Origin of the sequence: Pseudomonas viridiflava (genome assembly GCF_900602065.1) — a bacterium.
Lineage (GTDB): Bacteria > Pseudomonadota > Gammaproteobacteria > Pseudomonadales > Pseudomonadaceae > Aquipseudomonas.
Map to the genome: position 1 here is coordinate 22,276 of NZ_UWFN01000098.1, position 13,405 is coordinate 35,680.

General features: G+C 58.0%; 11 protein-coding genes. 4 read left to right on the forward strand and 7 right to left on the reverse strand.

The window, feature by feature from the left end:
• Positions 1-94: 94 nt before the first annotated feature.
• Together EE949_RS04745 and EE949_RS04750 are read right to left on the reverse strand one after the other, a co-directional pair.
• Complete coding sequence (locus EE949_RS04745) at positions 95-1,369, reverse strand: glucarate dehydratase family protein (RefSeq protein WP_122663221.1); 1,275 nt, start codon at positions 1,367-1,369, stop codon at positions 95-97.
• Positions 1,366-2,748, reverse strand: a complete 1,383-nt coding sequence (locus EE949_RS04750; RefSeq protein ID WP_122663222.1) for an MFS transporter — start codon at positions 2,746-2,748, stop codon at positions 1,366-1,368. The genes EE949_RS04745 and EE949_RS04750 overlap by 4 nt, the downstream gene beginning before the upstream one ends.
• A gap of 107 nt (positions 2,749-2,855) precedes the next feature.
• On the opposite strand from EE949_RS04750, the gene EE949_RS04755 reads away from it, so the two are divergent.
• Positions 2,856-3,755: a LysR substrate-binding domain-containing protein gene (locus tag EE949_RS04755; protein WP_095100253.1), complete on the forward strand. Its 900-nt coding sequence runs from the start codon at positions 2,856-2,858 to the stop codon at positions 3,753-3,755.
• Between the two features lie 110 nt (positions 3,756-3,865).
• Here the strand turns inward: EE949_RS04755 and EE949_RS04760 are convergent, their stop codons facing one another.
• Both EE949_RS04760 and EE949_RS04765 read right to left on the reverse strand, forming a co-directional pair.
• Positions 3,866-4,522 carry an ATPase gene (locus EE949_RS04760; protein WP_122663223.1) on the reverse strand — a complete coding sequence of 219 codons (657 nt, stop codon included), beginning with the start codon at positions 4,520-4,522 and terminating at the stop codon, positions 3,866-3,868.
• 237 nt (positions 4,523-4,759) lie between these two features.
• Entirely contained in the window at positions 4,760-5,983 is a 1,224-nt protein-coding gene (locus EE949_RS04765) for an MFS transporter (RefSeq protein WP_122663224.1), read from the reverse strand.
• A 74-nt stretch (positions 5,984-6,057) separates the two neighbouring features.
• Here EE949_RS04765 and EE949_RS04770 point away from each other — a divergent pair, with 74 nt between their 5' ends.
• Entirely contained in the window at positions 6,058-6,741 is a 684-nt protein-coding gene (locus tag EE949_RS04770) for an ArsR/SmtB family transcription factor (protein ID WP_122663225.1), read from the forward strand.
• On the opposite strand, the gene EE949_RS04775 is transcribed toward EE949_RS04770, so the two are convergent.
• The gene (locus EE949_RS04775) at positions 6,738-8,633 is read right to left on the reverse strand and encodes an alkaline phosphatase family protein (protein WP_122663226.1); all 1,896 of its coding nucleotides are present in this window, start codon (positions 8,631-8,633) and stop codon (positions 6,738-6,740) included. The two genes, EE949_RS04770 and EE949_RS04775, sit on opposite strands and share 4 nt — an antisense overlap.
• 226 nt (positions 8,634-8,859) lie before the next feature.
• Positions 8,860-9,732, reverse strand: coding sequence for a LysR family transcriptional regulator (locus EE949_RS04780; protein ID WP_122663227.1), 873 nt, complete (start codon positions 9,730-9,732; stop codon positions 8,860-8,862).
• Between the two features lie 116 nt (positions 9,733-9,848).
• On the opposite strand from EE949_RS04780, the gene EE949_RS04785 reads away from it, so the two are divergent.
• Both EE949_RS04785 and dctA read left to right on the forward strand, forming a co-directional pair.
• Positions 9,849-11,021, forward strand: coding sequence for a mandelate racemase/muconate lactonizing enzyme family protein (locus EE949_RS04785; protein ID WP_122663228.1), 1,173 nt, complete (start codon positions 9,849-9,851; stop codon positions 11,019-11,021).
• Between the two features lie 145 nt (positions 11,022-11,166).
• Positions 11,167-12,498, forward strand: a complete 1,332-nt coding sequence (gene dctA, locus EE949_RS04790) for a C4-dicarboxylate transporter DctA (RefSeq protein WP_122663229.1) — start codon at positions 11,167-11,169, stop codon at positions 12,496-12,498.
• Positions 12,499-12,627: 129 nt separating this feature from the next.
• Here the strand turns inward: dctA and EE949_RS04795 are convergent, their stop codons facing one another.
• Positions 12,628-13,371, reverse strand: a complete 744-nt coding sequence (locus tag EE949_RS04795) for an SDR family oxidoreductase (protein ID WP_122663230.1) — start codon at positions 13,369-13,371, stop codon at positions 12,628-12,630.
• Positions 13,372-13,405: the final 34 nt, after the last annotated feature.

The following is a 13,405-nucleotide window of genomic DNA, read 5'->3' on the forward strand; positions in this document are numbered from 1 at the left end:
CCTTCGGCAGCTCCTACATAAATCGCTGGCAGTAAAAAAAGCCCGGCACAGGGGGAGTGTCGGGCCAAAGGTATGTCTGGTGAGCCAGGGTAGATCAGAACCGCGGCTTAACCGCTTTCCAGTCTGGCTTGTAGCGTTGCATCTGTTTCACGTCATCGCGCTGGCGAATGCCGCAGGTCAAATATTGATCGTGCAGCTTGCCCAGTTGATCCCGATCCAGCTCCAGACCCAGCCCTGGCGCGCGAGTGATTTTCACGCAGCCGTCGACAATCGGCAGCTTGCCGCCCTTGATCACTTCCTCATCCGGTTCTTGCCACGGGTAATGGGTGTCGCAGGCGTAATCCAGATTCGGCACGGACGCCGCTACATGCGCCATCGCCATCAAACTGATGCCCAGGTGTGAATTGGAGTGCATCGAAACCCCAAGTCCAAAGGTGTCGCACATTTTCGCCAGTGCTTGCGTGTCGCGCAGACCGCCCCAGTAATGGTGATCAGCGAGCACAATCTGCACGCTGTTTAACGCGACGCTGCGGCGGAACTCATCGAAGTCCGTCACCACCATATTGGTTGCCAGTGGCAAACCGGTGCGCTTGTGCAGCTCGGACATGCCCTCAAGACCTGGCGTCGGGTCTTCGTAATACTGCAGGTCATCGCCTAGCAGCTCGGCCATGCGGATCGAGGTTTCCAGCGACCAGTTGCCGTTGGGGTCGATGCGTAATGGATAGCCGGGAAAGGCTTTTTTCAGTGCTTTGATGCAGGACACTTCATGCTCTGGGGGGAGCGTCCCAGCCTTCAGCTTAATGCTCTTGAAACCGTATTCCTCGATCATTCGCCGGGCCTGGGCAACGATCTGTTCTTCATTCAGCGCCTCGCCCCAATTGTCCGGCTTGTAAGGCGAATCCACATGCTGGGCGTACTTGAAGAACAGGTAGGCGCTGAACGGAATCTCATCGCGAATCGCTCCGCCCAGCAAATCCACGAGCGGAACGTTCAGGTAGTGGGCCTGCAAATCCAGGAACGCTACTTCGAAAGCCGAATAAGCATTGCTCACCGCTTTGCTGGCGTGAGAGCCGGGGGCCAGTTCCGCACCGGCAATGCTCGCCGGTTTGTTGGCTGCTACCGTTGCTTGCACGATGGCCCGCAACTGGTTGAGGTTGAATGGGTCCAGGCCAATCAACTGACTCTGCAATTGTTGCTGGATCGCCAGCGCTGGAGCATCGCCGTAGCTTTCGCCCAAACCGATGTAGCCGTTGTCGCTTTCAATCTCGATGATCGAACGCAGTGCAAAAGGCTCGTGAATGCCGCTGGCGTTGAGCAGGGGCGGGTCGCGAAAGGCGATTGGGGTGACGGTTACGCGTTTGATTTTCAAGAGGCTGCTCCCGATGTCAGGGCTTGAGGCTTATCCATGTTTTTTTTCGCGTCGTCAGGCTTGCCGCCCAGCACGCTTGGCGTATCCCCGCGAGGCTTGGTGCGGGCGAAGAAGATCACCACTGCGGCTACGAGTGAAGTAATCGCCAGGCCGTACAAGCCGCCCTCGATGGAACCGGTGGTTTGTTCAAGGAAGCCAAACGCGGTAGGCGCAACGAAGCCGCCGAGGTTGCCGATGGAATTGATCAGGGCGATAACTGCTGCTGCGATCCGTGCATCGAGATAGCCTTGCGGGATTGGCCAGAACAGCGCCGAAGCCGCCTTGAAGCCGATTGCTGCGAAGCAGATGGCTACGAACGCGAAGACCGGGCCACCGGTGGTGGACATGAACATGCCGAACGAGGCGATCACCAGCGTCACTGCAACCCAGGCTTGCTGGTATTTCCATTTGCCTGCCATGGCTGCGAAGCCGTACATGGCAATGATCGAAATAATCCACGGGATCGAGTTGAACAGACCGACCTGGAAGTCACCCAGGTTGCCCATCTTCTTGATCATGCTCGGCAGCCAGAAAGTAGCGCCGTAAATAGTCAAAGCGATGGAGAAGTAGATAAAGCAGAACAGTGCGATCTGTTTATCGGCCAGCAACTTGAACATCGACGGCTTGATGGTCTGCGATGCCTCGCGCTCACGTTGCTCTTCGGCAATCGCACCAATCAGCGCGTCTTTTTCTTCAGTGGTCAGCCATTTGGCTTCGCTGGGGTGAGATTGCAGCCAGAACCAGACGAATGCGCAGAGCACCACCGAGGCGAAGCCTTCGATCAGGAACATCCACTGCCAGCCATGCATGCCCATGCCGCTGATGTGCAACAGCGCTCCCGATACCGGGCCTGAGATCACCGAAGCGATGGCCGAGCCACTCAGGAAAATAGCCATGGCTTTGCCGCGGTCTGCGCCGGGCAACCACTGTGTGAAGTAATAAATGATGCCGGGGAAGAAGCCGGCTTCTGCCGCGCCGAGGATAAAACGCAGCACATAGAAACTGGTTTCGCCCTGGACGAAGGCCATGGCCATTGCCGCCAGGCCCCAGGTGAACATGATCCGCGTCAGCCAGGCGCGAGCGCCGTAACGTTGCAGCAGCATGTTGGAAGGCACTTCGAAAATCGCGTAGCCGACGAAGAACAACCCGGCGCCCAGGCCGTAAGCTGCTGCGCCAATACCGAGGTCGGTTTCCAGATGGCTACGGACGAAGCCGATGTTCACCCGGTCAATGTAATTGACGATGAACATGATGACGAACAGAGGCAGGACGTGGCGCTTGACCTTGGCGGCTGCCCGGGCAAGCGCTGAGGCGTCCGTCGGACTATGGACTGTGTTCACTGAGGCGACTCCCGATCATTATTTTTTTGGGGACGAGTCGATCATGGACGCAGTCTTTGTTCCGGTCTAATCTAGATTGGCACTTGATTGATACCTGGAATGAATCAATGTTTGAGCTCGCCCAGCTTCGCTGTTTCACCACTGTCGCCACCGAACTTAATTTTCGTCGCGCCGCTGAGCGCCTGAACATGACCCAGCCACCCTTGAGTCGGCAGATTCAGTTGCTGGAGCATCATCTGGGCGTGGCGTTGTTTACGCGCAGTACTCGCAGCGTGGCGTTGACGGCGGCAGGGAGGGCGTTTTTCGTGGAGGCGCAGAACCTGCTGGAGCGTGCTCAGCAAGCGGCTGCATCGGCCAAGCGTTTTGCTGAAGGTGATATTGGCTCGGTGACCATCAGTTTCGTCGGCAGTGCGGTGTATGAGTTTCTGCCCAAGGTGATTGCCGAGGCGCGGCTCAAACAGCCTCAAGTGAAAATCTCACTGGAAGAAATGAACACCTATCAGCAGCACGAAGCCATGCGGGCGCGGCGCATTGATCTGGGGATTGTGCGTTCGCCGTTGCTACAACCGGGGTTTGCCACCGAGTGCCTGGTGCGTGAGCCGTTTGTGTTGGCGGTGCCCAGCACGCATAGGCTGGCCACCGCTGAAACGGTGTCAGTGTCCGATCTGGATGCCGAGCCGTTCCTGATGTACTCCCACGCCGCTTATCCGCCGTTCAACGAATTGCTGACCGGCATGTTCCGTTCTGCGCGGGTGGCGCCGCAGTACGTGCAATGGCTGGGTTCGTCACTGACGATTCTGGCGCTGGTCAACGCCGGCATGGGCCTGGCGCTGGTGCCGCGCTGTGCGGCGAGCGTGGTGTTCAAAGGCGTGACGTTTCGCGACATCGATCTGGGCGAGGGCGTGCAAAGTGAGCTGCACCTGATCTGGCGCTCGGATAATGACAACCCGGCGTTTGCGATGTTGCTGGATGCGATACGCGGCGCGGTGGCGGGGTCGCTGCAATGAGGTAGAGACATTGTCACTGTAGGAGCTGCCGAAGGCTGCGATTGCGATCTATCAGGCGAAACGCTTTCGCAGCCTTCGGCAGCTCCTACAGAGGTCGTAGTGTTTTTAACTCAGTTAACAGCAACCTGCCCCGAAATCACCAGCGCCTTCAACGAAGCATCGAACTGTTTCAACGCATTCACTTGCAGCACACGTTGCTGATCAATCTGCGCAGCGATTTCAGCGGCAGCTTTGTCATGCACCCAAATCGACGTCATTTCCTTACCGCCATAACCCTCGGCTTTGCCGATGTATTGAAGATTGGTGTCGTAAAATTTCGCCACAAACCGCGCTTCCACCTGGGTATTACGCTGGGTCACCAGACGGTTGTAAGTGTCGAGCATCACTACCACGTCAGGTCTGGCTTGCATCAGCGCATCAAGGTTGTCGTAGACAGTCACCGAGGCGAATTCTTTTTGCAGTGAGCCTTTCAGCCAGTCAATGGCCAGTTTCGGGTCGGAGCTGTTAACGAAGGCTTCGCGAATACGCGAATCCAGCCCTGTATTTTTTGCACCGCTCACGGCAACCGAATGGTACTGCTCAAGGTAGGCGAGTGTGCTGACGGTATTTTCGCTATACAGCACACCGACCGATTGTGAGTGCTGCAGGCCGGTGCTGCTGTCGGCAACCGGTTGGAAATGGCAGGCCGCTTGCTCTGCAGCGAAGGCGGGTGCAAAGGCACCACCGGTCAATACGGCGACAAGTGTCAGCAGGGTTGAAAGTCTCATCGCGTATTCCTCACAAGCGGTTTCGGTATGTGGCCATCCTCCTCCTTTGCCGGAAAAACCAGAACTTGCGAATTTTGATGGTGACTATCGATTGAACGAATGATCACGCTGAAAACACTCGGACCCTGTAGGAGCGAATTCATTCGCGAAGGGGTCGGTACATCCACAGGATATTTGTCGTCAGGAATGCCGCCTTCCCGAATGAATTCGGTCCCACAGGGGGGGGCGCATTCCAACTCAGGAATGTCGAACCTTGCCCGCCAGCAAAACCACTATCGCCAGTCCTTGAATCGCCGCCGCCAGAGTAAATATCAACACCCCGCTATTAGCTCCCTCGCTCAACGACTTCACCACGCCGAAAATTGCCGGGGCAAACGCATAACAGCCTTGCGCCGTTGCCACGATCAACGCCACGACGCGTTGGGTGTGCTGGCGTGGGAATTCCGCCTGGGCAATCAGCGGCGGCAATGAAGTCGCGTTGCCGATGCCCGCGCCAAACAGGATTACACCCAACCAGATCAGATTGGGCCATAGGCCAACACCTAGCATCACGATGCAACCCAACAGCTGAATGCCATAACTCAGACACGCCACAGTGCGGCGGTTTGCGTGGACGGGCATGAGCCAGCCGACCAGCGTACGGCCGACAATGGCGCTGGCCGTTGCCAACCCCATCGCCAGCCCTGCCTGCTGTTCGGTGAAGTACTGTGCCAGTACCAGAAACAGATGCGTAATCAAACCGATCTGGGCAAACAAACCCAATGACATACCCGCTGCCAAGGTCACGAACTGACGATTCCGCCACAGCGAGGTCGGAGGGGATGTCGCCAGGTTGATGGTCTCGGCAGGAGCTTGGTCAGCCCCGTCTGCATATTGACCGAGATGCTCTGGGCGCAGGGCAAACACCTTGAACGACAGCAGGCCAATGACACTGATCGACACGCACCCCACCAGTAGCGCTGCCTGACCGAAACCGAACTGGTTAATCAGGTAAACCCACGCTGATGAGAAAATCACCCCGCCAATGCTCGCACCGTTGTAAGCCATGGCCAGTGCGGCGGGGCGCTTGCTGACAAACCACGGTGCGATGGCCGCATTGACCGCTGCTGCGCCCATGGTCACCCATCCCAATCCGCTGAGCAGCGCCGCGATGAATAACTGATAAGGCTGATCCGCCATCGCCCAGCCGTACACTCCGCATGCCAGTACCGTCGCGCCGGACACGGTCACGCTAGCCAGGCCAAAGCGTTTGTAGAGACGAGGCAGATTGACGATTACCAGGGTGCCCGCGAGAAAGTGCAACGTCACTGCCGCTGAGCACAGTGACACCGACCAGTCAGTGCGCTGCAACACGGCATAGAGAAAAATCGGTGGTCCGTAGAAACCAATACCCCAGCCAAACACAGCCATTACAAACGTGGCAGCCACGACTTTGCTGCCAAAGAAACCCGGTTGCTTCATGACTCAATCCCTAAAGGTGCGGTGAATCTCAGTATGATGAGCGCCTAAAACGATGCTTCAGGGATGGCTGAACTATGGATGTTGACTGCGCAGAGGTTTCGCTTGCCGAAGTGGCGGGAGCCATTGCTGATCCGGCTCGCTCGCGCATGTTGTGCAGCTTGCTCGATGGCCGGGCGCGCACCGCCACTGAGTTGGCTGCAGTTGCCGACGTGACAGCCTCCATGGCCAGCAATCATTTTTCGCGTCTGCGCGAGCACGGGCTGGTCGAGCAATTGGTGCAGGGGCGACATCGCTATTACCGGCTGGCTAATAGCCGGGTGGCGCGTGCGCTTGAGTCACTGTTGTCGCTCACGGACCAGCGGCCAGCAGCGTTCCAGCCCAGCACGCCGGCCGCACTCAGGCACGCCCGAACCTGTTACGACCACTGCGCGGGCGAGGTCGCGGTCAGGCTTCATGATGTCTTGCTGCAAGCCAACTGGATCGAGGCGCAGGGCAGGGATTACGTCCTCACCGAAAAGGGCGTCGAGCGACTGTTGAAGCTGGGCGTCGATGTTGATGCCATACGCGCTCAGCGCAGGCGACTGGCTTATCCGTGCATGGATTGGAGCGAGCGCTCACCGCATATCGGCGGCGCGCTGGGCGCCGCCATTCTGGAATTGATGCTCAAACGTGGCTGGGCCACCCGGCAGCTCGACTCCCGCGCCTTGAACGTCACCAGTAAAGGTCGTGACGCGCTGATCAAATCCTTCAGCGGCTAGACGTTGTCGCTTGGCTCAATGAACCGTGTCGGCTCACGCCCGTTGGCATTGAGCTGATAAATCTCGGTTGGCCGCCCCTTGGCATCGAAAAACACCTGGCCCACGCCCGCCGAATTCCACAGTCTTTCCCCTGCTTTACTGTGCTCGGGGATCCGCGGCAACACCCGCATCAGGCGTCGCTTGGTAAACCAGTTCAGCGGCGAGCGGGGTGAGTACAACCAGCGGTTCAGGCGGTCGAACCAGTCCAGCAGGCTTTGCGGGAATTCATTCTTCAAACCACTGCTGGTGACTTGCCAGATATGCGGGTTAGCAGTTCGATGGCGAATCAGGATTTTGTAGACGAACGAGTAATGCACGTCGCCCGACAGAATCACGTAATTGCCCGGGGTCCGCGAATGTCGAAAGATATTCAGGATGACCTGCGCCGCGCCGCGATGTGCCATCCAGTTTTCGGCGTCGACCAGCAGCGGATGCCCGCACCAGCTGAAGATTTTCTGCACGGTTTCAATCAGCTTCACGCCGAACACTGGCGCGGGTGAAACGATGATCGCTGAAGGATGATCCAGCAGTTCCTGTTGCAGCTCACTGAGCGCTTCCCAGTCGAGCAGGCCGGAAGGCTGGTGCAGATTGAATTCACTGCGCCAGCGTCGGGTGCGGGTATCAAGCACCACCAGCGCGGGAGACGTCGGCAGCACGTAATGCCATTGCTGGAATTTCAGCAGCGTGCCAATCAGGCTGTCGAGCGTTTCGCTCTGCAGATAGCCATCGGATGTTTGCCGGGTCAGCTGTTGAGTTTTTTCCAGTAGATCAGGGAACGCATCCGGGTTGTTGCCCCAGCCCTGACACAGCAAGTAAGCCAGCAGTGCGTTACCGATAATGCGCTTTGAAAACGGGTGGCCGTAGGCGGTTTCTTCCCATTTCGCCGAGAGGTTCCAGTCGTCTGTCACGTCGTGGTCGTCGAAGATCATCAGGCACGATAAATGTGCGAAAACCCGTGATACACCGCCTAAACCATCGACAAAAGCGTCGATACGCTGCTGTTCCTGTTCGTAGCGCGGTTGCTCGCCAGCTTCGAAAAGCGGCGGTTTCGGAGCGATCAGCGTCCATGGCACTGGCGACCAGACCAGCAGGTACATGGCGATCACTTCAGACAGCGTGACCAGATGATTATCCGCCGTGCTGCTGGTGAAAATCGGCTTGCGCGCACCGCCGAAGAACCGTTCACGCAGCGTGTCGTTGCTCTTCAGTGCAGGTAACAGATCGGCACGGTTGTAGTAGCTGGCCGGATGGTTGTAGAGCGCTGCGCTGTCGTCGACCACTGCGCCGTCCAGGTGCTCATGGAACAGCCCCAGCCGTTCGATCAGCGCATGAATGGCGCGCAGCATCGGCCCCGCCACGTCGTCGGCGTAGACCTGATCGCCGCTCATCATCAACAGCGCCGGACGATGTTCGGCATCCGGATTGGCCGCCAGCAGACGGTCGGCGCACAACAAACCTTCTTCCGCAGCGTGATGCGGTTTACGGCAAGAGCCGTGGAGCAGTTGTTCGATGGTGTTGCGCAGTACGAAATCCGGCAGGGATCGGTCGGCGTACAGCAAATGCGGTGCCCATTCAGCGATGCCTTGCTGGCCGTCAATCAACAGGTCGTAGGCAATGGCGACATCGCAGGGCAGGGCGTCATCCAGCGGCACGTCGATCAAGTGAATGAAGGCATTGCGGCCTACTGCAACGACCTGACATTGCTGCTCATTCAACGGGTAATCACGGTCTGGCAAGCGCAGCGTCAACGTCAAAGGCCGCGAACCCACCAGCCACATCACCAGACGTCGCGTTTCCAGGCGACGCAGCAGCGGACCGGCAAGAACAGCGGGAAGGGAATCAGTTGAAGACATCCGGCACATGCACCCAGGCTACAAAGAGCCGTCGATAGTACCTCAGTTGATTAACCTGCTGCCGCATGGGTATGTGCCGGTGACGGCGATCCATTGTGGGAGCGGTGCTTGCCCGCGATATAGGCACCGCGGTCTGACAGGCAGATCACCAAAACATTATCGCGGGCAAGCACCGCTCCCACACTGGATCGCCACTCCTCCGCAATCTCTCGGACGCCTGTTTTCTCTACCCCAACCCATTCCAGAACGCTTCGGCGAAATCACTCAGTGGCGTGCGGGCGCGGAACAGGCGGATTTCCACCGGGATGTCCCAGGTTTGTTCCAAGGCCCGCACCAACCGGTTCTGGCTCATTTCTGACTCTGCCAACGTGCGCGGCAACCAAGCCATTCCCTTGCCTTCCTGGACCATCGACAGCAATACCGCTGCAAGGTGTGAACTGAATAGAGTTTGCAAGGGCTGCTCCGGTTGCGAGCGATTGAGCCGCCAGTTGATGATCCTGCCTAGCCCGGAATCTGCGGTGTAGCCCAGATAATCCAGCGGCTGATTCGACGCCGGGCTGCGTTGCCCCGGCGCGCACAGCGGCAACAACACATCAACGCCCACCGGTTTGCCCAGAAACTGCTCGCTGGCAAAACGAGGCGGTACGTCCGGGTGATGATGGCACAGCAGGAATTGCACCTCGCCGTTCAACAGCATCTGTTCACAGGAACGCATGTTGTCCGAATGCAGGCGCACGCCTTCGATGGGTGCTTCCCGTTCGATGCTTCTGATCCAGCCGGGGAAAAACGTGAACGACAGTGAATGAGTCGCCGCGAAATACAGCGTGCGCAGCTGTTTGCCTGCCAGCTCGCGGGCGTCCAGACGCATTTGATGCAGACGGCGAGTCATGTCCTGCGCGTTACCGAGCATCTGCCGACCCACATCGGTCAGAGTCGCGCCATGGGTGGTGCGTTCGAACAACTCAACGCCCATCCAGTTTTCCAGCGATTTGATCCGGCGGCTGAACGCCGGTTGGGTGACATGGCGTGAGTCAGCCGCACGAGAGAAGTTTTCCAGTTCTGCCAGCGCAACAAAGTCTTCCAGCCAAGCGAGTTCCATGGGCAATGCCACCTGTGCATGAGGTGCTCGATTATAAGCATTGGCTGCGCCCGGGCTGCTAGCCCTAGAGTTCTCTCGCACTGGCAACAACCTAATAATCAGAGAGGACTTACCCCATGCGCATCGTGGACATTCGCGAGAAAACCGTTTCTATCGCATCGCCTATTGCCAACGCCTACATCGACTTTTCAAAAATGACCTGCTCGGTTGTTGCCGTCATCACGGACGTTATCCGTGACGGTAAGCCGGTCATCGGCTACGGCTTCAACTCCAATGGGCGTTACGGTCAGGGTGCGCTGATGCGGGACCGGTTTCTGGCGCGTATCGCCGAAGCGGACCCTGAAAGTCTGATCGACAAGGAACATAACAACCTTGACCCGTTTGCCATCTGGAAAACCCTGATGACCAACGAGAAGCCAGGCGGCCACGGCGAGCGCTCGGTGGCAGTCGGGACCATCGACATGGCAGTGTGGGACGCGGTGGCCAAGATCGAAGGCAAACCGCTGTATCGCTTGTTGGCCGATCGTTATCGCGATGGCGTTGCGGATGACAAGGTCTGGGTTTACGCAGCGGGCGGTTACTACTATCCGGGCAAGGATCAGACCAAGCTCAAGGCCGAAATGCAGAGCTATCTTGACCGCGGCTACGACGTGGTGAAGATGAAAATCGGTGCTGTGCCGCTGGATGAAGACATCCGCCGTATCGAAGCTGTGCTGGAAGTGGTCGGCGATGGCCGTCGTCTGGCCGTGGACGCCAACGGTCGCTTCGACCTGAAAACCTCGATTGCTTATGCCGAAGCCATCAAACCCTACAACCTGTTCTGGTACGAAGAGGCGGGCGATCCGCTGGACTACGCGCTTCAGGCTGAACTGGCCAACCACTACGACCTGCCGATGGCCACCGGTGAAAACCTGTTCTCCCATCAGGATGCACGCAACCTGCTGCGTCACGGCGGCATGCGCCCTGATCGCGACTTTGTGCAGTTTGACTGCGCGCTGTCTTACGGTCTTGTGGAATACCTGCGCACCCTCGACGTGATGAAAGAACTGGGTTGGTCATCGCGCCGCGTCGTGCCCCATGGCGGCCACCAGATGTCGCTGAACATCGCGGCAGGGCTGCATCTGGGCGGCAACGAGTCCTATCCGGACGTGTTCCAGCCATTTGGTGGTTTCGCCGATGGCATCAAGGTCGAGAACAGCTATGTAGGCCTGCCGGACATCCCGGGTGTCGGTTTCGAAGCCAAGTCCGCGCTGTATGCCGTGATGCGCGAGCTGGGCGAGGGCGCTTGATAGTGAATTAACCCTTATCCCTGTAGGAGCTGCCGAAGGCTGCGAAAAGGGTGTGTCTGACACACCGCGATTCGCAGCCTTCGGCAGCTCCTACAGAGGCACGGATTGCTGAAATTCCTCATACAACAACAAGATCGAGGTTCTCATGAGCAGCACACCCACACGCTGGTACGGCCAGCTCTACGTTCAGGTGTTGATCGGCATCGTGATTGGCGGTGCCATCGGCTTCTTCCTTCCTGATATCGGCGCCAAGCTGCAACCGCTTGCCGACGGCTTCATCAAGCTGATCAAAATGCTGTTGGCGCCGATCATTTTCGGCACCGTCGTAGTCGGCATTGCCAAGATGGGCAGCATCAAGGAGGTCGGCCGTATTGGCGGCAAGGCGCTGATCTACTTTGAGGTGTTATCGACGTTGGCGCTGGTTATCGGCCTTGTCGTGGTCAACGTACTCAAGCCAGGCGTCGGCATGAATATCGACGTCAACAGCCTCAATGCCAGCGCAGTCAATGGTTACACCCAGGCCGCTGCGGCACAGGGTGGGGTCATCGAGTTCTTCATGGGCATCATCCCCACGACGCTGTTCGACGCGTTTGCCAAAGGCGCAATGTTGCAGGTGATTCTGGTCTCGGTCTTGATGGGCGTAGCGCTGGTGCAGCTGGGGGAAACCGGCAAGCCGCTGGTCAACGTCATCGACTTGCTGCTGCAAACCCTGTTTCGGATCGTCGCGATGGTCATGAAGCTCGCTCCGCTGGGCGCGGGTGCAGGCATGGCGTTCACCATCGGCAAGTACGGCATTGGCACGTTGATGTCCCTGGGGCAATTGATCATCGCCCTGTACGTCACGACCTTGTTCTTCATCGTCGTGATACTGGGCAGCGTGGCACGTTGGTCAGGCTTGCCGTTGCTGCAGTTCCTGCGCTACTTCAAGGATGAAATCCTCGTCACCCTCGGGACATGTTCAACCGAAGCGGTACTGCCGCGAATGATGGTCAAGCTAGAAAAGCTTGGCTGCAAGAAATCGGTGGTGGGCATGGTGTTGCCAACTGGCTACACCTTTAACTCCGACGGTACCTGCATCTATCTGACGATGGCCGCGATCTTCGTGGCTCAGGCGACCAACACGCCGCTGACCTTGATGGATCAACTGGTGGTGCTGGGCGTGCTGTTGCTGACCTCGAAAGGTTCGGCGGGCGTTGCGGGCGCAGGCTTTGTCACCCTGGCAGCAACGTTGTCGGTGATTGGCGATATTCCGCTGGTAGGCCTGGTGTTGTTGCTGGGTGTCGACCGCTTCCTTAACGAAGCACGGGCAGTCACCAACCTGATCGGTAACGGCATCGGCACTATCGCGATCGCCAAATGGGACGGCTCATTCGACCAGGCTCAGGCGGCGCGGGAAATCGCCGCGATGAAAGAGCAGAGTTCGCTCAGGAAGGGGGCTGGTAAAACGGTGGGGGAGCCGCTGGATAAGCCGGTTTAGGGCTCATTGCTTCGAGTTGAAATGCAACCCACCTGTAGGAGCTGCCGAAGGCTGCGATAGCGGTGTACCAGACATACCGCTATCGCAGCCTTCGGCAGCTCCTACAGGTCTTTCATTGAATGTTACTCATCAAAAATCCTGCGTAGTCGGGCGCAGTACGATTTCGTTGATGTCCACGTCGGCCGGTTGCTCGATGGCGAAGGCAATGGCGCGGGCCACGGAGCTGGCAGGGATGGCCTGTTTGTAGAACTCGCCCACCGCTTCAGAACTGGCCTGGTGCGAACTGCCCAGCTTCAATTCCGAGTCCACTGCACCTGGCTCGATGGTCGTGGTGCGGATGCTGCCGCCGACTTCATGACGAAGCCCTTCGGAAATTGCCCGCACGGCAAACTTGGTGCCGCTGTAAACAGTGCCGCCCGGGCTGAAGACCTTGATACCCGCAACCGAAGCGATGTTGATGAAGTGGCCGCTGTTCTGTTGCTGGAATACTGGCAGGGTTGCTGCGATACCGTAGAGCAGACCTTTGATGTTGATGTCGATCATGCGATCCCATTCATCGGTCTTGCCTTCCGACATCGGCGCGATCGCCATGGCACCCGCGTTATTGATCAACACGTCCACCCGGCCAAAGGTATCCAGCGCGCCTTTGATCAACGCATCCACATCTTCTTTACGGGTCACGTCAGTCTGGTAGGCAACGGCGTTGCCGCCTGCTGCAGTGATCTCGCTGACCAGCGTGTCCAGGTTCGCCTTGCGACGAGCGCCCAATACAACCTTCGCCCCCAGACCGCCAAGATGACGTGCAGTGGCTTCGCCCAGACCGCTGCTGGCACCGGTGATGACGACAACTTTTCCTTCGATGTTATTGCTCATGTTCTGAATACCTTTGAGTTGATGTCGAGATGAA

Excerpts from the sequence above, each read along its gene's own strand:
- EE949_RS04755 (WP_095100253.1), top strand. The coding sequence starts at position 2,856 with ATGTTTGAGCTCGCCCAGCTTCGCTGTTTCACCACTGTCGCCACCGAA.
- EE949_RS04760 (WP_122663223.1), bottom strand. The coding sequence starts at position 4,522 with ATGAGACTTTCAACCCTGCTGACACTTGTCGCCGTATTGACCGGTGGT.
- EE949_RS04765 (WP_122663224.1), bottom strand. The coding sequence starts at position 5,983 with ATGAAGCAACCGGGTTTCTTTGGCAGCAAAGTCGTGGCTGCCACGTTT.
- EE949_RS04770 (WP_122663225.1), top strand. The coding sequence starts at position 6,058 with ATGGATGTTGACTGCGCAGAGGTTTCGCTTGCCGAAGTGGCGGGAGCC.
- EE949_RS04775 (WP_122663226.1), bottom strand. The coding sequence starts at position 8,633 with ATGTCTTCAACTGATTCCCTTCCCGCTGTTCTTGCCGGTCCGCTGCTG.
- EE949_RS04780 (WP_122663227.1), bottom strand. The coding sequence starts at position 9,732 with ATGGAACTCGCTTGGCTGGAAGACTTTGTTGCGCTGGCAGAACTGGAA.
- EE949_RS04785 (WP_122663228.1), top strand. The coding sequence starts at position 9,849 with ATGCGCATCGTGGACATTCGCGAGAAAACCGTTTCTATCGCATCGCCT.
- dctA (WP_122663229.1), top strand. The coding sequence starts at position 11,167 with ATGAGCAGCACACCCACACGCTGGTACGGCCAGCTCTACGTTCAGGTG.
- EE949_RS04795 (WP_122663230.1), bottom strand. The coding sequence starts at position 13,371 with ATGAGCAATAACATCGAAGGAAAAGTTGTCGTCATCACCGGTGCCAGC.